The 16,349-nt window shown below is 47.6% G+C and carries 17 protein-coding genes; 16 read left to right on the forward strand and 1 reads right to left on the reverse strand.

Features of this window, described 5'->3' with window-relative positions; all coding sequences use genetic code 11:
- Positions 1 to 160: 160 nt before the first annotated feature.
- The 16 genes from rpsB to G3I67_RS01535 all read left to right on the forward strand — a co-directional run bounded on the left by rpsB (position 161) and on the right by G3I67_RS01535 (position 15,488).
- Positions 161 to 907 carry a 30S ribosomal protein S2 gene (gene rpsB / locus G3I67_RS01460; protein ID WP_163651181.1) on the forward strand — a complete coding sequence of 249 codons (747 nt, stop codon included), beginning with the start codon at positions 161 to 163 and terminating at the stop codon, positions 905 to 907.
- A gap of 90 nt (positions 908 to 997) precedes the next feature.
- Entirely contained in the window at positions 998 to 1,876 is an 879-nt protein-coding gene (tsf, locus tag G3I67_RS01465) for a translation elongation factor Ts (protein ID WP_163651182.1), read from the forward strand.
- 93 nt (positions 1,877 to 1,969) lie between these two features.
- Positions 1,970 to 2,686 (forward strand): UMP kinase, encoded by a 717-nt coding sequence (gene pyrH / locus G3I67_RS01470; RefSeq protein ID WP_163651183.1) that lies wholly within the window; start codon positions 1,970 to 1,972, stop codon positions 2,684 to 2,686.
- A gap of 10 nt (positions 2,687 to 2,696) precedes the next feature.
- Positions 2,697 to 3,257, forward strand: coding sequence for a ribosome recycling factor (gene frr, locus G3I67_RS01475; RefSeq protein WP_163651184.1), 561 nt, complete (start codon positions 2,697 to 2,699; stop codon positions 3,255 to 3,257).
- 16 nt (positions 3,258 to 3,273) lie between these two features.
- Positions 3,274 to 4,032, forward strand: coding sequence for a polyprenyl diphosphate synthase (gene uppS, locus G3I67_RS01480; RefSeq protein ID WP_163651185.1), 759 nt, complete (start codon positions 3,274 to 3,276; stop codon positions 4,030 to 4,032).
- A gap of 7 nt (positions 4,033 to 4,039) precedes the next feature.
- On the forward strand, positions 4,040 to 4,888 hold the full coding sequence (locus tag G3I67_RS01485) for a phosphatidate cytidylyltransferase (protein ID WP_163651186.1): 849 nt from the start codon (positions 4,040 to 4,042) through the stop codon (positions 4,886 to 4,888).
- Positions 4,885 to 6,096 (forward strand): 1-deoxy-D-xylulose-5-phosphate reductoisomerase, encoded by a 1,212-nt coding sequence (gene ispC, locus G3I67_RS01490; protein WP_163651187.1) that lies wholly within the window; start codon positions 4,885 to 4,887, stop codon positions 6,094 to 6,096. The genes G3I67_RS01485 and ispC overlap by 4 nt, the downstream gene beginning before the upstream one ends.
- Positions 6,097 to 6,114: 18 nt before the next feature.
- A complete protein-coding gene (gene rseP, locus G3I67_RS01495) occupies positions 6,115 to 7,440 on the forward strand; it encodes an RIP metalloprotease RseP (RefSeq protein WP_163651188.1) in 1,326 nt (441 codons plus the stop codon).
- 149 nt (positions 7,441 to 7,589) lie between these two features.
- On the forward strand, positions 7,590 to 9,845 hold the full coding sequence (gene bamA, locus G3I67_RS01500) for an outer membrane protein assembly factor BamA (RefSeq protein ID WP_163651428.1): 2,256 nt from the start codon (positions 7,590 to 7,592) through the stop codon (positions 9,843 to 9,845).
- 54 nt (positions 9,846 to 9,899) lie between these two features.
- Complete coding sequence (locus G3I67_RS01505; RefSeq protein ID WP_163651189.1) at positions 9,900 to 10,445, forward strand: OmpH/Skp family outer membrane protein; 546 nt, start codon at positions 9,900 to 9,902, stop codon at positions 10,443 to 10,445.
- A gap of 9 nt (positions 10,446 to 10,454) precedes the next feature.
- Entirely contained in the window at positions 10,455 to 11,558 is a 1,104-nt protein-coding gene (gene lpxD, locus G3I67_RS01510; RefSeq protein WP_163651190.1) for a UDP-3-O-(3-hydroxymyristoyl)glucosamine N-acyltransferase, read from the forward strand.
- A gap of 61 nt (positions 11,559 to 11,619) precedes the next feature.
- Complete coding sequence (fabZ, locus tag G3I67_RS01515; RefSeq protein ID WP_163651191.1) at positions 11,620 to 12,072, forward strand: 3-hydroxyacyl-ACP dehydratase FabZ; 453 nt, start codon at positions 11,620 to 11,622, stop codon at positions 12,070 to 12,072.
- Positions 12,073 to 12,867 carry an acyl-ACP--UDP-N-acetylglucosamine O-acyltransferase gene (lpxA, locus tag G3I67_RS01520; protein ID WP_163651192.1) on the forward strand — a complete coding sequence of 265 codons (795 nt, stop codon included), beginning with the start codon at positions 12,073 to 12,075 and terminating at the stop codon, positions 12,865 to 12,867.
- Positions 12,864 to 14,048, forward strand: coding sequence for a lipid-A-disaccharide synthase (lpxB, locus tag G3I67_RS01525; protein WP_163651193.1), 1,185 nt, complete (start codon positions 12,864 to 12,866; stop codon positions 14,046 to 14,048). The genes lpxA and lpxB overlap by 4 nt, the downstream gene beginning before the upstream one ends.
- 64 nt (positions 14,049 to 14,112) lie before the next feature.
- Positions 14,113 to 14,706 carry a ribonuclease HII gene (gene rnhB, locus G3I67_RS01530; protein WP_163651429.1) on the forward strand — a complete coding sequence of 198 codons (594 nt, stop codon included), beginning with the start codon at positions 14,113 to 14,115 and terminating at the stop codon, positions 14,704 to 14,706.
- Entirely contained in the window at positions 14,703 to 15,488 is a 786-nt protein-coding gene (locus G3I67_RS01535; protein ID WP_163651194.1) for a TrmH family RNA methyltransferase, read from the forward strand. Before rnhB ends, G3I67_RS01535 begins: the two co-directional genes overlap by 4 nt.
- Here G3I67_RS01535 and ppsR read toward each other — a convergent pair.
- Positions 15,482 to 16,318 (reverse strand): posphoenolpyruvate synthetase regulatory kinase/phosphorylase PpsR, encoded by an 837-nt coding sequence (gene ppsR, locus G3I67_RS01540; RefSeq protein WP_163651195.1) that lies wholly within the window; start codon positions 16,316 to 16,318, stop codon positions 15,482 to 15,484. The two genes, G3I67_RS01535 and ppsR, sit on opposite strands and share 7 nt — an antisense overlap.
- Positions 16,319 to 16,349: the final 31 nt, after the last annotated feature.

Consider the following 16,349-nt stretch of genomic DNA (forward strand, 5'->3'; position numbering starts at 1 on the left):
GCTGGGGAATTCCCTACTTCAATTAGGTAATCGATAAGATTTTAGTTTTTATTCACGGTCGCCCAAAAACGACCAAATCGCGTTTTGCACCACCAGGGTGCCAGTCTTTTAAAAAGTCTGGTGCAGGTGCAAAACAAGACCCAACCCTTGGAGCTTTTAAATGTCTTTAATGCGTGAAATGCTGGAAGCGGGCGTGCACTTCGGTCACCAGACCCGTTATTGGAATCCCAAGATGGCACCTTACATTTTCGGCCATCGCAACAAGATTCATATTATCAACCTCGAAAAGACGGTTGCTAACTATCAAGACGCCACCAAATTCATTAAACAGGTCGCTGCAAAGGGCGGCAATGTTTTGTTTGTTGGTACCAAGCGCGCCGCTCGCGAAATCGTTGCCGCTGAAGCCGCACGTGCCGGTATGCCTTACGTTGATAGCCGCTGGCTCGGCGGCATGCTGACCAACTTCAAAACGGTTAAAAGTTCAATTAAGCGCCTGAAGGACATGGAAGCTCAGATGGCTGAAGGCGGCACCGAGCGCATGACCAAGAAGGAAGGCTTGATGTTTCAGCGCGAACTCGACAAGCTGAACAAGTCGATTGGCGGTATCAAGGATATGGCCGGTTTGCCTGATGCCATCTTTATGATCGATGTCGGTTACCACAAGATTGCTGTTGCTGAAGCTCAGGCGCTTGGTATCCCGGTCGTAGCCGTTGTCGATACGAACCACTCTCCCGATGGTGTTGACTACATTATCCCCGGTAACGATGACTCGGCTAAGGCGATTTCTCTTTATGCAAAGGGTATGGCTGATGCAGTCCTCGAAGGCCGTGCTGCCAACCTGAATGGTCTGGTTGAAGAGCTTGCCCAAGGCGAAGAGTTCGTCGAAGTTGATCAAGAGCAGGCTTAATTTACAAGCCAACATCGACAATTGGTCGTTGTTTAGAAATGCGTATCCCGGATAAGCATCCGGGATACTTATTCAAATACTGGAGTAAACATGGCTGAAATTACCGCCGCAATGGTAAAAGAGTTGCGTGAAAAAACTGATGCACCCATGATGGAGTGCAAAAAAGCATTGACTGAAGCTGAAGGCGACATGGCTCGTGCAGAAGAAATTTTGCGCGTAAAACTCGGTAGCAAAGCTAGTAAGGCTGCAAGCCGAGTTACGGCAGAGGGATTGATTGGCTTGTATATCTCGCCTGATGCTAAGAAAGGCGCAGTGATTGAAGTGAACTGCGAAACTGATTTTGTTGCTAAAAATGATGATTTCGTTCAATTTGTCAATGCCTTGGCACAACTAGTCGCCACTTCAGCCGTGGCCGACGTGGCCGCCTTGTCGGCTTCCCCTATGGCTGAAGGTACGGTTGACTCGGTTCGTTTAGCATTGGTTGGCAAGATCGGTGAAAACATTTCGATCCGCCGATTCCAGCGCTTTGATACCGCCAATAAGCTTGCTAGTTATGTCCACAGCGGCAAAATCGGCGTTCTGGTTGAATTCGCAGGCGCTGATGAAGTTGGCAAGGACCTTGCCATGCACATTGCTGCAACCAAGCCCCGTGCGCTCGATGAAAATGGTGTTTCCGAAGCCGACAAAGAAGCCGAACGCTCGGTTGCTCGTCAAAAAGCTGCCGAATCTGGCAAGCCGGCTGAAATTATCGAAAAAATGGTTGAAGGTACTGTCCAGAAGTTCCTGAAAGAAGTTGCGCTTTTGTCGCAACCGTTCGTCAAGAATGATAAACAGTCCATCGCGCAGATGCTGAAAGAGAAAAATGCTTCTATTACAGGTTTTTCCCTTTTTGTAGTCGGTGAGGGTATTGAAAAGAAAACAAGCGATTTTGCCGCCGAAGTTGCTGCTGCAGCTGCGGGACAAGCTTAATTTCCGATTAAAAAAGCCGGGCGGAGCAGTAATGCCCGCCCGGCTTTCGTTTAAAATTTCATTGTTTTCATTTTCTCCGGAATTTTGCACATCATGACTGCCAGAATGCACAAAAGAGTCCTTCTCAAACTTTCTGGTGAAGCATTGATGGGAGATGATGCCTTCGGTATCAATCGCAGTACGATTATCCGAATGACAGAAGAGGTTGCCGAGGTTGCATCGATGGGTGTGCAACTGGCTATTGTGATCGGTGGCGGAAATATTTTCCGAGGTGTTGCCCCTGGCGCGCAAGGTATGGATCGTGCGACTGCTGACTACATGGGCATGATGGCAACAGTCATGAACGCTCTTGCTCTACAAGATGCGCTCAAGCATCGCGGTGTAGATGCCCGCGTTCAGTCCGCACTCAAAATCGAGCAAGTGGTTGAACCCTATATTCGTCCCAAAGCCTTGCGATATCTCGAGGAAGGTAAGGTTGTCATCTTTGCAGCCGGCACTGGTAACCCGTTCTTTACAACCGATACGGCCGCTGCATTGCGTGGAGCAGAAATCGGTGCCGAGATTGTTCTCAAAGCCACTAAAGTTGATGGCATTTACACAGCGGATCCCAATAAAGATCCCGCAGCCACTCGCTATACCCGTATCAGTTTTGATGAAGCCATCATGCGTCGCCTTGAGGTGATGGATGCTACCGCTTTTGCGTTATGTCGTGATCAGAAGTTGCCGATTAAAGTTTTTTCCATCAACAAATCTGGCGCATTGCGTCGAGCTGTCAGTGGTGAAGACGAAGGTACACTGGTCCACGTTTAAAGGAATTCAAATGAGTATTGCTGATATTCAGAGCTCTGCCGAACAGCGTATGGGCAAATCAATCGAAACACTCAAAGCTAATTTAGCTAAGATTCGAACGGGTCGTGCTCACACCGGAATTCTCGACCATATCCAGGTCGAATATTACGGATCACCAGTTCCGCTTAGCCAGGTTGCCAACGTCACGCTGATGGATGCACGCACGTTAAGTGTTCAGGTGTGGGAAAAAAATCTCGGTTCGACAGTTGAAAAAGCAATTCGTGACTCGGATCTGGGTTTGAACCCGATCGGTATGGGTGAAAGCATTCGTGTTCCAATGCCTGCATTAACCGAAGAGCGCAGACGCGAATTAAACAAGGTTGTGAAATCCGAAGGAGAGGATGCAAAGATTGCAATTCGTAATTTGCGCCGCGACTCGAATGATGCCCTCAAAAAACTTGTGAAAGACAAGGAAATTTCTGAAGATCAGGAACGTCGCTCACAAGATGTCATCCAAAAAATGACTGATAAGTTCGTTGTTGAAATCGATAAACTTGTTGCCACAAAAGAAGCTGAAATTCTGACGGTTTAATAGTCCGTTATTAGAAATGTCGATTAGTTCAACACAAGCAATACCTGCGACCTCTGCAACACCCGAGCACGTTGCGATCATTATGGATGGGAATGGCCGTTGGGCCTCCCAGCGGTTTATGCCGCGTACAGCAGGTCACGCCAAGGGTGTTCAGTCCGTTAGGCGAGCTGTTGAAACCTGTGGTCGTATGGGTGTTAAATATCTAACGCTATTTGCTTTCAGTTCGGAGAACTGGCGTAGACCTGCGGAAGAAGTGACCTTGCTCATGCGTCTATTTGTGCAGGCTCTCGAGCGTGAGGTGAATAGACTTAAAGAGCAAGGTGTACGCTTGCATGTTGTGGGCGACCTGTCGGCTTTCGAACCGCGTCTTCAAGGTTTGATACAAGAAGCACAAGCCCAAACAGAATATAACGATAAGTTGCATCTGACAATTGCTGCCAACTATGGAGGCAGATGGGATGTCTTGCAAGCCACTCGCAAAATGCTTAAGGCTAACCCCGCATTCGCGCTAGATCCCTCACTAATAGACGAGTCTGCTTTATCCGATCAGCTTTGTATGTCTTGGGCACCAGAACCGGATTTATTTATACGCACGGGTGGTGAGCAACGCATTTCAAATTTTCTTATATGGCAACTTGCTTATACCGAGCTCTATTTCACGCCATGTTATTGGCCCGATTTTGACGAGTCCGAGTTAGTCAAAGCTTTTGACTGGTATGCGCAGCGCGAGCGCAGATTCGGTCGGACTAGCGCGCAAGTGCACGCAAAGAAGTAAATGGATCATGCTTAAACAACGCGTACTTACTGCTATCGTGTTGTTGGTGGTACTGACGGCAACTGTTTCCTTCGATTCTAACTGGCCGTTTTTCATCTTTCTTTCGGTTGCATGCGCCCTTGCTGGCTGGGAGTGGGTCAGACTGACTACAAGCGGTCCGGTCATTCCGATTGCAACCGGTATTTTTCTAGCGATTGCGACAGTATCCCAGGCCTATAACTGGGAAGTCCAAGGCCAAGCTCAAACCAATCTTGTTTTATTAACCACAAGTGTTGTCATTAGTGCAGCGATCTGGGTTTTCGTTGTTTTGCCTACGGTATTTCAGGGTAAATCCGATGCCCCTGCTTCTAGCATTGTCTGGACAATTTTCGCGCCGATCTCGCTTTTTTCCACTTGGGCCGTGCTTGCCCATTTATATTCCAATCACTCCGTAGGTTATGTTTTATCTCTTTTGATACTAATCTGGATTGCGGATATTTTTGCCTATTTCGCTGGAAAAGCCTTTGGCAAAACTAAACTAGCTCCTCGAATCAGCCCCGGCAAAACAATAGAGGGTGCAATGGCCGGGATTGTCGGCGTTGTTTTATGGGTTATTTTTTCTGCAATTTTTTGGCCTGCCTCTTTCGGTGCACTGTTGGTCAAGAAGTGGACATTAACTGGTGCGGTATTTTTAGCGGTTTTACTCGCTATTGTTTCAATTGCTGGTGATTTGTTTGAATCCCTTTTGAAACGGCGCGCAGGCGTGAAGGACTCCAGTTCTTTGCTCCCCGGACACGGGGGTGTGTACGATAGGATTGATGCTGTTGTTGCTGTTGTTCCACTTGCTTATCTGTTGACGGAATCACTCTCGTTGTGAAAATACAGAACGTCACAATTTTAGGTTCGACCGGATCTATTGGGCAGAGTACGCTTGACGTGATCAAGCGTCATCCCGATAGGTTTGCAGTTTATGCATTGTCTGCAAATACTCGCATCGACTTGTTGATACAACAAGCGCTAGACTCGCGAGCCAGATTCGTCATTGTTCCCCACCAAATGGCATGTGACGAATTTAAAGCCAAATGGCCGCCTGCATCGATCCGTCCAGAAGTCAGAGTAGGTGCAGATGCATTGTCACAAACTGCCGCTGACTCTGAATGCGATGTAGTGATGGCTGCGATTGTCGGGGCTGCCGGTTTACCATCGGCATTATCCGCAGCCCGTGCCGGTAAGAGAGTTCTGCTTGCCAACAAAGAGGCACTTGTCGCTGCCGGTTCATTGTTTATGGCGGCTGTTCGTGATGCCAAAGCGGAGCTTTTGCCGATCGACAGTGAACATAATGCCATCTTTCAATGTTTACCCCATCAAGGTCGTGCCAGTGCGCCCTCCGGCCCCGCACCTGGAGTGAGTCGTCTCATACTGACAGCTTCTGGTGGCCCATTCAGGACTCGTTCTATTTCCGAATTGGATCAGGTCACTCCTGAGCAGGCTTGTGCGCATCCAAACTGGAGTATGGGAAGGAAGATATCCGTTGACTCCGCAACGATGCTTAATAAAGGACTTGAGGTCATAGAAGCGCACTGGCTTTTTGCAATGCCCGCAGAACAAATTCACGTGGTCATTCATCCCCAGAGCGTCGTTCATTCCATGGTCGAATATGAAGATGGTTCTGTGCTTGCGCAATTAGGTCAGCCGGATATGAGAACTCCAATTGCTTATGGCTTAGGGTTTCCTGACAGAATATCCTCCGGCGTGGGACTTCTTGATCTTGCTCGTGCAGGAAGGCTGGATTTTTCCGAACCTGATCTTGAGCAGTTTCCTTGCTTAAAGCTCTCTTTTGATGCTCTAAAAGCCGGGCAGGGGGCCTGTATTGCGCTGAATGCCGCCAATGAAATAGCAGTTGACGCTTTTCTGAATCGTAAGTTGCGCTACACGGATATCTCCAAAGTCATCGACTCGACGCTTTCTTGGCAGTCCGGGCGAAGTGAGTTGAACTATGCGACTCTTGATGATGTCTTATCCTGTGATTTACATGCGAGGCAGTATGCGCTCAATTTTATTTCGTCCACGTTAAACCTTACTTGAATAGCTGGGAAAGTTTGAATGTTATTCACGCTTGCTTCATTTTTCGTCGCTCTCGGCATTTTGATTACGTTTCATGAATTAGGGCATTATTGGGTTGCCCGTTATTTTGGCGTTCGTATACTCAAGTTTTCGATAGGATTTGGTCGTACGATCATTAAGCGGGTCGATAAGCACGGAACTGAATGGGCTTTGTCGGCCATTCCGCTTGGCGGTTACGTCAAGATGCTCGACGAAAACGACACAGGCGCTTCTAATTGCTCCCCCGACAGCTTTCAAGCCCAATCCGTCTGGCGCCGCTTCGCAATCGTGGCTGCCGGGCCGTTATTCAACCTGTTCCTGGCTGTTTTCTTATACGCGATCATCAATCTGACCGGTACCAGTGAACCTGCTGCCCTGATCGGAACACCTGCAGCTCAAACCTCCGCATCGCGCTCCGGTCTTGAGTCGGGTGACCGCATTGTTGCAGTGAATCAAAAGGCAACAGATTCCTGGCCTCAAGTCAGATGGGCTCTTCTTCAGGAAATGGGCTCATCCCGTTCTGTTGAGATCACCATTGACAGAAATGGGCAGAATTTTGAGAAGACACTAGAGCTACCTTCACTTGATGACTTGTCCAAGCAAGATCCCTTGGGTCAGGTTGGCCTTAGATTACAACCATCCCCCCCACTTGTTAGAGGGGTTGTTCCAAACGAGCCAGGTGAAAAGGCTGGTTTGCTTCAAGGTGATTTGATACGCGCAATAAATGAGGTTCCTGTTAAGGACGTCACTCAGGCCATTCAAATCATCAGACAAAATCCGGATAAATCACTTTTGCTCACACTGGAGCGCGATGGTGCTCAGATAAGCATTCCTGTCACGCCATCGCAACACAAACTCGAAAATGGTGAATTAATCGGTCGAATTGGCATTCAGCTTGGTGCCGATCCGGTGATGGTTACGATCAATCATGGACTGGCGCAGAGCATTTGGTTAGGGTTTACACGCACGATTGACACTGCCGGTTTCACGATCCGCATGATGGGCAAGATGCTGATCGGTGAAGTTTCGCTTAAAAATGTAAGCGGTCCCGTGACTATCGCTGACTATGCAGGACAAACGGCCAGAATCGGGTGGGTTGCCTACATCTCATTTCTTGCTCTTGTGAGCATTAGCCTCGGAGTTCTAAATCTGCTGCCAATTCCGATGCTCGATGGGGGACATCTGCTGTACTATCTCTATGAGATCGCAAGCGGTAAACCCCCATCTCCGAAATGGGTCGAAATCGGTCAACGAGTTGGATTCAGCCTGTTGGCGATGTTGATGGTTTTAGCCTTGTTCAATGATTTAGTGCGCATTTTCACCTAGATCATTTCTGACTTAAAATTCATGTTTTTGTTTCAATTGAAATTGATCTGGAAGGATTTCTGAGGATGCTAGCCAGCTGGAACCTTTTTTGCGCCCGATCCCTGAACGGCTTGTCTGGTATTGTTCGCAATATCCTTCTCGCATCTGCTATGTTGTTGTCCATGGCAGCTCAGGCATTTACTCCTTTTGTCGTGAGCGATATACGTGTTGATGGCATTCAGCGAACCGATGCAGGCTCAATATTTTCACAGTTGCCTGTCAAAGTCGGCCAACGCTTCAATGATGAACTAGCGACCGAATCCGTGCGCCGCTTGTATGCAACTGGCCTGTTTAGCGATGTTCGCATTGAAACTAATAAAAACGTTGTAGTTGTTGTTGTACAAGAACGTCCGACCATCGCATCTGTCTCGTTTACAGGCATGCGTGAGTTCGAATCCAAAACGATCACTGAATCCCTTAAACAAGTAGGTTTTGGAGAAGGGCGTGTATTCGATCAGTCGATGCTCGAACAGGCTGAATTCGAACTCAAGCAACAGTATCTCAGCAAAGGTAAGTACGGTACGGAAATCACCCCAACTGTTACGCCTTTACCTCGAAACCGCGTAGGTATTAATTTCGATATTTTCGAAGGTTCCGTAGCAAAAATTAAAGAGATCAAAATCGTTGGCAATTCCTCATTCAAAGAAAGCGAATTGCTCGGCCTTTTTGCACTGACCCCATCCGGATGGTTGACTTGGTATACCGACTCCGATAAATACTCTCGCGAAAAGCTTGATCGCGATGTCGAAAGGCTTAAATCCTTTTATCTTGATCGGGGATATCTGGAATACAAATCCGAACCTCCTCAAGTTACGATCTCCCCTGATCGAACTGAAATGTTCATTACGATTACCATTAGCGAAGGCAAACCGTATAAGGTTTCTAGCGTAAAACTCGCCGGCGAATTGTTGGGACTTGATTCCGAAATCAATGAACTTGTTCAAGTCAAGGCAGGAGAAGTCTTTTCGGGAGCAAAAACGAATGCAACTGCTAAAGGCATTACCGACTATCTTGGTGGACTAGGATATGCATTTGCAAACGTCAACCCCAATCCCGTCCTAAATCGCGATAACCAAACTGCCGATCTCACTTTCTATATTGACCCAAGTCGTCGCGTATATGTTCGACGCATCCAGGTTAGCGGTAACCATCGAACCAAGGATGAAGTTGTACGTCGTGAACTACGTCAACCTGAGGCAGCCTGGTATGACTCAGGCAAGCTTAAGCTTTCCAAAGAGCGCCTTGATCGCTTGGGCTACTTCAAAGAGGTCAAATTAAATACCGAACCAGTCGCCAATTCACCTGATCAAGTTGACGTCAATATCGATGTTTCAGAAAAGCCAACCGGCATGGTCAGTCTCGGCGTGGGGTATGGCCAGGTTGATGGGGTAATTCTTTCGGCTGGCATTACAGAGGAAAACGTTTTTGGTAGCGGTACGAACCTGACATTGAATCTGAATACAAGCGCTTACAACCGTACCGCCGTACTTGCTCATACTGATCCTTATTTCACCAATGACGGCGTCAGTCGCACCACATCGCTTTACTATCGGACCATGACGCCATACTCCAATAACCCGGGTATGTATCAGGTTACGACTGTTGGTGCCGGCCTGAATTTTGGTGTACCAATTACAGAATTTGATCGGGTCTTTGGTGGTGTGTCTTTGGAAAGAAACACGATCTCCCTTTATGACAATTCGCCTCTCGCTTATCGTGAGTATGTTTATAACTATGGGGACACTACTAACGCTGCCATCCTGAATACCGGTTGGTCTAAAGATACCCGTGACAGCGCGATGGTACCCACCAAAGGCTCTTACACCCGACTGAAGGGTGATATGGGTACCGTTTCACTCAAGTATTACTTACTTAGCGCTCAGCAACAATTATTCGTTCCCCTCGGGCGCGATTACACCATTGCCTTTAATGCCTTGTTTGATTATGGCAAGAGCTATAGTGATCTGCAGTATCCGGTCATCAAAAACGTTTATGCCGGTGGTATCGGCTCGGTTCGCGGCTACTCGACTAACTCGCTTGGTCCTAGAGATGTGATCACCGGTACGTATCTTGGCGGTTCAAAGAGAGTGGTCGGTAACGTCCAGTTTTATTTACCTTTCCCCGGTACTCAGCAGGATAGATCCTTGCGTTGGTTTGTCTTTGCTGACGGCGGTCAGGTATATGGTTCTGATGGATACGGAAACGATACCTCGATCAACTTGAGCCAGCTTAGATACTCTGCCGGCATCGGGTTGACCTGGATTTCACCGCTTGGACCCTTGCAACTTTCGTATGCGAAACCGCTAAATGCCCAAGATTCCGACAATACTCAAGTTTTCCAGTTCCAAATTGGTACAGGCTTCTAGTATTTAATGGCACAATATATAGCTGAAACTTTGTTTAATCATGAGACTTCAATAATGTCTGCAACTACTACGACTTCAATGACTCAAAATCTGACTAAGCGTCTTGCCCTTTTGGTAGCGTCTGCTTCCGCGGTATGCTCGTTCATGGTAGCCGCGCCGGCTCAAGCTCAAGGTGCAAAGATAGGTTTTGTCAACACCGAGAAGATTTTGCGTGATTCCTCACCAGCAAAAGCCGCTCAGACAAAAATTGAGTCTGAGTTCAAGAAACGTGATGATGATTTGCAGCGTCTGGCCAATAATCTTCGTAGCGCTGCACAAAAGTTTGAAAAAGACGCGCCTGTTTTGTCTGAATCCGATCGCAACAAGCGTCAGCGTGAACTAGCAAACATGGATTCCGACTTACAACGTAAGCGTCGTGAATTCCAGGAAGACTTTAATCGTCGTCGCAACGAGGAATTTGCCTCGATAGTAGAAAAGGCTAATGCCGCGATTAAGCGTATTGCCGAGCAGGAAAACTACGATATCGTTCTTCAGGATGCTGTTACGGTTAATCCTCGTATTGACATCACCGACAAGGTGATCCAGTCGCTCGGACGTTAATTTTTCGTTATGCCCGTTCTGATAAATCCCGATCGGGCGCCTTCTCTCACCGAGTTGTTAAAGGCCATTCCCGGTGGTCTAGTTCTGGATGTGGTTGAAGGAATAGGGCAATGGCAGAATCCTGCCATTGCCGGCATCGGATCTCTTGCGTCAGCTGGTTCCAACGAAATTTCCTTTATTGTTCATCCAAAATATCTGGATCAACTCGCATCAACTAAAGCATGCGCAGTGATTGTTCTTCCCGAAATCGAAGAGCAACTAAAAAATACATCCGACCCAATCCCTTTCTCACGGGTTGTCTGTAAGCATCCATATTTACTCTACGCCCGTATTGCCCAGTGGTTTGACTGGGCCAAACAACCGGCGCGTGAATTGTCTATCCATCCTACAGCTGTTGTCGATCCATCCGCAGAAATTGCGGGCAATGTGACAATTGGCCCTTACGCAGTGATAGGGCCGAACTGCAAGATAGGGGAAATGGCACAGATCGGTTCAGGTTGTGTAATAGGGACAGGAGTCGAGATCGGTTCGTCCAGTCTGTTGCACCCCCGCGTGACCATATACGATGGCGTTAAGATCGGAATGCGGGTCATTATTCACAGTGGTGCCGTACTCGGTGCTGACGGATTTGGATTTGCTCCCGATCCCACACTGGCAAAAGGTGCCTGGGGAAAGATTCCTCAATTGGGCGGTCTTATTGTTGGTCATGACGTTGAGATTGGCGCCAACACGACAGTAGATAGAGGTGCGCTCGAAAATACAATTCTCGAAGACGGCGTCAAGCTGGACAATCAGATCATGATCGGACACAACTGCCGTATTGGTGCGCATACAGCCATGGCCGCTTGCGTTGGCGTTGCTGGATCCACAACGATTGGATCAAGATGCACCATCGGTGGTGCCGCTATGATTTCGGGCCATTTGACGATTGGTGACGATGTGCATGTATCCGGGGGAACGGCAATTACGGCCAATGTTTCAAAACCGGGTCGTTATACCGGAGTGTTTCCGTTCTCGGATCACTCCGATTGGCAGAGAAATGCTGCCGTGTTGCAGCAATTATCATCTTTACGAAAACGTCTACGATCTCTTGAACGGGAATCCGATAATTAATATTTTGATTCGTTGTTGACGCAATGAATTGTCGCTTAACCATGCAGGACAGGAATAGATCATGCAATTAGACATCAACGGTATTCTGGACAGGCTGCCGCATCGTTATCCGATGCTTTTGATCGATCGCGTAGTCGAAATGGTACCAGGCAAGTCTATTAAAGCGATCAAAAATGTGTCGATCAATGAGCCTTTCTTTACCGGTCATTTTCCACACTATCCGGTCATGCCTGGCGTTCTTATTCTTGAAGCCATGGCTCAAGCTGCAGCTATTTTTTCATTTGCTGACGAAACGGGACTTAAGCCCAAAGATGAAGAAATACTCTATTATTTTGTCGGAATCGATGGTGCGCGCTTTCGGCGGCCGGTAGTGCCGGGTGATCAACTTCATATAGAAGTGATCGCTGAAAGACTCAGCAGAAAAATTTGTAAATACAGTGCTCATGCCTATGTGGATGGCGAGTCAGCGGCTGAAGCGAGTTTGATGTGTGCAATCCGTCCAATGGAAAAGTAAATGTCTTCATTGATCCATCAAACGGCGCTCGTTGATCCGCTCGCTCAGTTGCATCCAACTGTATCTGTCGGCCCCTATTCGATCATCGGCCCGAATGTAAAAATTGGTGCTCATAGTGAAGTCGGTTCCCACTGTGTCATAGATGGTCACACCACAATCGGTGAATACAATCGTTTCTATCGATTTTGTTCGATTGGTGGAATGCCTCAAGACAAAAAATATGCCGGCGAACCTACCGAACTAATTATCGGTGACCGTAACATGGTGCGTGAATATGTCACTATCAATACCGGAACGATACAAGACGGGGGCGTGACGACAGTAGGCTCCGACAATTGGATCATGGCCTACGTTCATATTGCTCATGACTGCCAAATTGGAAGTAATGTGATTTTGGCCAATGGAGTTCAGATGGGTGGGCACGTTCACATCGGCGACTGGGCGATCGTGGGTGGATTGGCCGCGGTTCATCAGTTCGGTCGAATTGGCGCGCACAGCATGACGGGTGGTCAAAGTGCTGTTCACAAAGACATTCCGCCTTACATCATGAGCTCCGGCAATCCATGCGTTCCTGTCGGTATTAATGCTGAAGGTTTAAAGCGTCGTGGATTTTCAAATGAAGCCATTTCTGCTCTTCGCGATGCATACAAAATCATCTATCGCCGTGGCTTGACGCTTGACGATGCACGAGCAGAATTGAGGGCCCGGCAGGAATCAGAACCTGGAATTGCTGCTGCACTTGATCCTTTACTCGATTTTCTGGATGTAAGTACGCGAGGCATTATCAGGCCATGACGTTGCGTCTTGGACTTGTTGCCGGGGAACCCTCCGGCGACCTGATTGCCTCGAAAGTACTCGCGGGCATCAAAGAAACTATTCCCGATATTGTTACCGAAGGAATTGGCGGACCACATTTAGAGTCCCAAGGGATGAATATATTGCATCCGATGCATGCATTATCTGTATTCGGATATGTGGATGCACTCAAGCGGCTGCCTACTTTGTACCGTGTATTTCAAAACGTAAAAAAACGTTGGCTCAATAATCCACCATCTGTTTTTTTAGGTGTTGATGCCCCTGATTTCAACTTAAGGCTTGAAAAGAGTCTTAAAGAGTCCGGAATTCCGACAGTTCATTTCGTAGGGCCTTCAATTTGGGCATGGCGTTACGAAAGAATCAATATGATTCGTGAGTCCGTATCACATATGCTTGTACTTTTTCCTTTTGAAGAAGCCATTTATCAAAAGGAAAACATACCCGTCACATTTGTGGGGCATCCCTTAGCGGACGCCATCCCTATCGTGCCGGATCGAATGGCTGCGCGTGCTCGGCTGAATATTGATCCTAGTGCGCGTGTGCTGGCTATATTGCCGGGCAGTCGATCGTCCGAGATTCAATTGATGGCGCCCCGGTTTTTATCTGCAGCACAACTTCTGTTGAAGCGAGATCCTAAATTAATTTGTATCGTTCCGATGGTCAATGCGCTCAGAGAGTCGGAATTCAAGTCAATCCTTTCGAAGTTCCCGGTGGAGAACCTAAGGTGTTTGACTAAAGTAGATTCGACTAATGATCGCCCGATCGCTTGGGATGTGTTGGAGGCATCGGACGCAGCACTTGTAGCAAGTGGTACAGCGACGCTTGAAACGGCCTTATTTAAACGTCCCATGGTGATCTCCTATGTGTTATCACCATGGATGAAAAGACTGATGGCATGGAAATCCGGACAGGAAAAACCCTATTTGCCCTGGGTAGGATTACCCAATGTCCTTGCAAGGGATTTCATTGTTCCAGAATTGCTTCAAGATGACGCAACACCGGAAAACTTGTCATTGGAGGTATGGTCCATGCTAACTGATGATGTACGTATCAGTCGCATAGTGACGAAGTTTTCGGACATTCACCATTCATTGCGTTGTAATACTCCCGAGCGAGCCACCCGGGCAATTCTTCAGGTCATTCATGACAAAACGCGTTGAATCTAAATCGGTAGCAACCGAGAGCAAAACATCGGCACGCAAGGTCGAGTCTGCTCAATTTGACATGTTTGCTCTTCAATTGACAGATGACATCATAGTGGCGGGTGTAGACGAGGCGGGTAGAGGACCATTGGCAGGAGATGTTTTTGCCGCAGCCGTGATTTTGGATCCAAAGAAACCCATTGCAGGCCTGGCTGATTCAAAGACGCTGAAAGCGCAAACACGCGAACGACTAGCCGATCAAATTCGTTCGAATGCTTTATCCTGGTCCATTGCGTCGGCGACAGTGGAGGAAATAGATTCACTCAACATTTTACAAGCTACGCTTTTAGCAATGAGACGTGCTGTAGATGGCTTGCATCTCGCCCCCCAAATCGCACTCGTGGATGGTAACCAACCACCTCGACTTACATGCGAAGTACGTACGATTATTAAAGGCGATGCTTTATTTCCAGCGATTTCTGCTGCATCCATACTCGCTAAAACAGCGCGTGATCATGATTTGCTATTGATTCATGCTCAATATCCCGATTATGCGTTCGATTTACACAAGGGCTACGGTACTGCTCTTCATCTCGAGCGTCTCAAAAAATTCGGTCCTTGCCCTATCCACAGACGAAGCTTTTCTCCGGTTAAAGCATTATTGAAACAATCATGAAACTGATCGAATCTCGTGCCAATCCGTTGTTTAAGCAGTTATTCAAATGGCAATCGGCTGCCGGGAGACGAGGCGAACCAATTTTGCTTGAAGGGGTTCATCTTTGCGAGGCATGGCTTGATACGCATGGTTTGCCCCAATTTGCGATTTTCGATCAGAATCGTCTAGATACGCAGGTTTTCAAGTCATTGATTTCAAAACTGCCAGATCAAATTTGCATCACTATGCCTGCTTCGCTGCTCAACGGATTATCCAGTGTTGACTCGAGTCAAGGCGTTTTATTCATTGTCCAGCCTTTTATCGCCAATATTGCCGATTCCATTAGCGATACAGTCGTATTACTTGATCGTCTTCAGGATCCAGGTAATGTTGGATCACTATTGCGCACCTGTGTCGCAGCCGGTATTAAAAATGTTATTGCTTCGGTGGGGACAGCTGCGCTTTGGTCGCCCAAAGTATTGAGGAGCGGACAAGGCGCTCATTTCGCCCTTAACTTGCATGAACATGTCGACTTGTTTTCAATTATCGATCGATTGGAAATTCCGCTTATCGCTACAACCCTTACGCAAGCTAGCGATTTATTCGAAACAAAATTGCCTGAACGTTGCGCATGGGTATTTGGTCATGAAGGGCAGGGTGTTGATCCAGCATTATTGGATCGTGCGGACATGAAAGTTCATATTCAGCATGAAACCGGCGCAATCGAATCCCTGAATGTAACGGTTGCTGCTGCGATTTGCCTATTTGAACAGCGTCGACAGCTTCGCTATCCTCGTCAATAAGCGGTATGTTTATCCAGGCCGACTTCTTGCAGTACGGTAGTTGAAATTTCTTCGATTGATTTCGTTGTAGTGGAAAGCATTGGGATGCTTTCGCGCCTCATCAGCCTTTCTGCCTCGGCAACTTCATAACGGCATTGTTCAAGAGATGCATACTTGCTCTCGGGCCTTCTTTCGTTGCGTACTTCGGTGAGGCGTTCAGGTTGAATGGTCAAGCCAAAAAGTTTAGACCTGAAAGGCATAACAGTCGAGGGTAATCCTCCCCGTTCGAAATCTTCGGGAATCAGCGGGAAATTAGCTGCTTTAACGCCGTATTGCATCGCTAAATAAAGACTTGTTGGCGTCTTTCCGCATCGTGAAACACCAACAAGAATCACATCCGCCTGGGCTAGGCCAGTGATGAATTGACCATCATCGTGGGCAAGACTGAAATTAATCGCTTCGATACGGTTTCTGTATTGAGTTGAACTAACTCCCTTGTGGGACTTGCCGATCGAATGACTGGACTTGATACCTAGATTGACCTCCAGTGGCTCCACAAATGCACCGAAAAGATCCAAAAACAGTGCATTTGCCAACTTGACCCTGGCTAATACGTCCGGATTGACGAGGGTTGTAAATACGATGGGTTGAACCCCCTGATCTAGGGCACAACGATTGATTCTCTGGACGACACCATCTGCTTTTTCAACCGTGTCGATAAACGGAACGCGAACTTGCTTGAAGCTGACAGATTCGAATTGCGAGAGTACGGAGTGACTAAATGTTTCAGCTGTGATTCCTGTACCGTCTGAAATGATAAAAACGGTACGTTCCAATGCGGTTGCGCTCATAAAAATGACCAGTCAGGCAAGGTTCAAAGTA

This window comes from Sheuella amnicola, assembly GCF_010499255.1.
GTDB lineage: Bacteria > Pseudomonadota > Gammaproteobacteria > Burkholderiales > Burkholderiaceae_B > Zwartia > Zwartia amnicola.

What these genes read in the sequence shown, in the direction of transcription:
- rpsB (WP_163651181.1), top strand. Translation starts at nt 161, where the DNA reads ATGTCTTTAATGCGTGAAATGCTGGAAGCGGGCGTGCACTTCGGTCAC.
- tsf (WP_163651182.1), top strand. Translation starts at nt 998, where the DNA reads ATGGCTGAAATTACCGCCGCAATGGTAAAAGAGTTGCGTGAAAAAACT.
- pyrH (WP_163651183.1), top strand. Translation starts at nt 1,970, where the DNA reads ATGACTGCCAGAATGCACAAAAGAGTCCTTCTCAAACTTTCTGGTGAA.
- frr (WP_163651184.1), top strand. Translation starts at nt 2,697, where the DNA reads ATGAGTATTGCTGATATTCAGAGCTCTGCCGAACAGCGTATGGGCAAA.
- uppS (WP_163651185.1), top strand. Translation starts at nt 3,274, where the DNA reads ATGTCGATTAGTTCAACACAAGCAATACCTGCGACCTCTGCAACACCC.
- G3I67_RS01485 (WP_163651186.1), top strand. Translation starts at nt 4,040, where the DNA reads ATGCTTAAACAACGCGTACTTACTGCTATCGTGTTGTTGGTGGTACTG.
- rseP (WP_163651188.1), top strand. Translation starts at nt 6,115, where the DNA reads ATGTTATTCACGCTTGCTTCATTTTTCGTCGCTCTCGGCATTTTGATT.
- bamA (WP_163651428.1), top strand. Translation starts at nt 7,590, where the DNA reads ATGTTGTTGTCCATGGCAGCTCAGGCATTTACTCCTTTTGTCGTGAGC.
- G3I67_RS01505 (WP_163651189.1), top strand. Translation starts at nt 9,900, where the DNA reads ATGTCTGCAACTACTACGACTTCAATGACTCAAAATCTGACTAAGCGT.
- lpxD (WP_163651190.1), top strand. Translation starts at nt 10,455, where the DNA reads ATGCCCGTTCTGATAAATCCCGATCGGGCGCCTTCTCTCACCGAGTTG.
- fabZ (WP_163651191.1), top strand. Translation starts at nt 11,620, where the DNA reads ATGCAATTAGACATCAACGGTATTCTGGACAGGCTGCCGCATCGTTAT.
- lpxA (WP_163651192.1), top strand. Translation starts at nt 12,073, where the DNA reads ATGTCTTCATTGATCCATCAAACGGCGCTCGTTGATCCGCTCGCTCAG.
- lpxB (WP_163651193.1), top strand. Translation starts at nt 12,864, where the DNA reads ATGACGTTGCGTCTTGGACTTGTTGCCGGGGAACCCTCCGGCGACCTG.
- rnhB (WP_163651429.1), top strand. Translation starts at nt 14,113, where the DNA reads ATGTTTGCTCTTCAATTGACAGATGACATCATAGTGGCGGGTGTAGAC.
- G3I67_RS01535 (WP_163651194.1), top strand. Translation starts at nt 14,703, where the DNA reads ATGAAACTGATCGAATCTCGTGCCAATCCGTTGTTTAAGCAGTTATTC.
- ppsR (WP_163651195.1), bottom strand. Translation starts at nt 16,318, where the DNA reads ATGAGCGCAACCGCATTGGAACGTACCGTTTTTATCATTTCAGACGGT.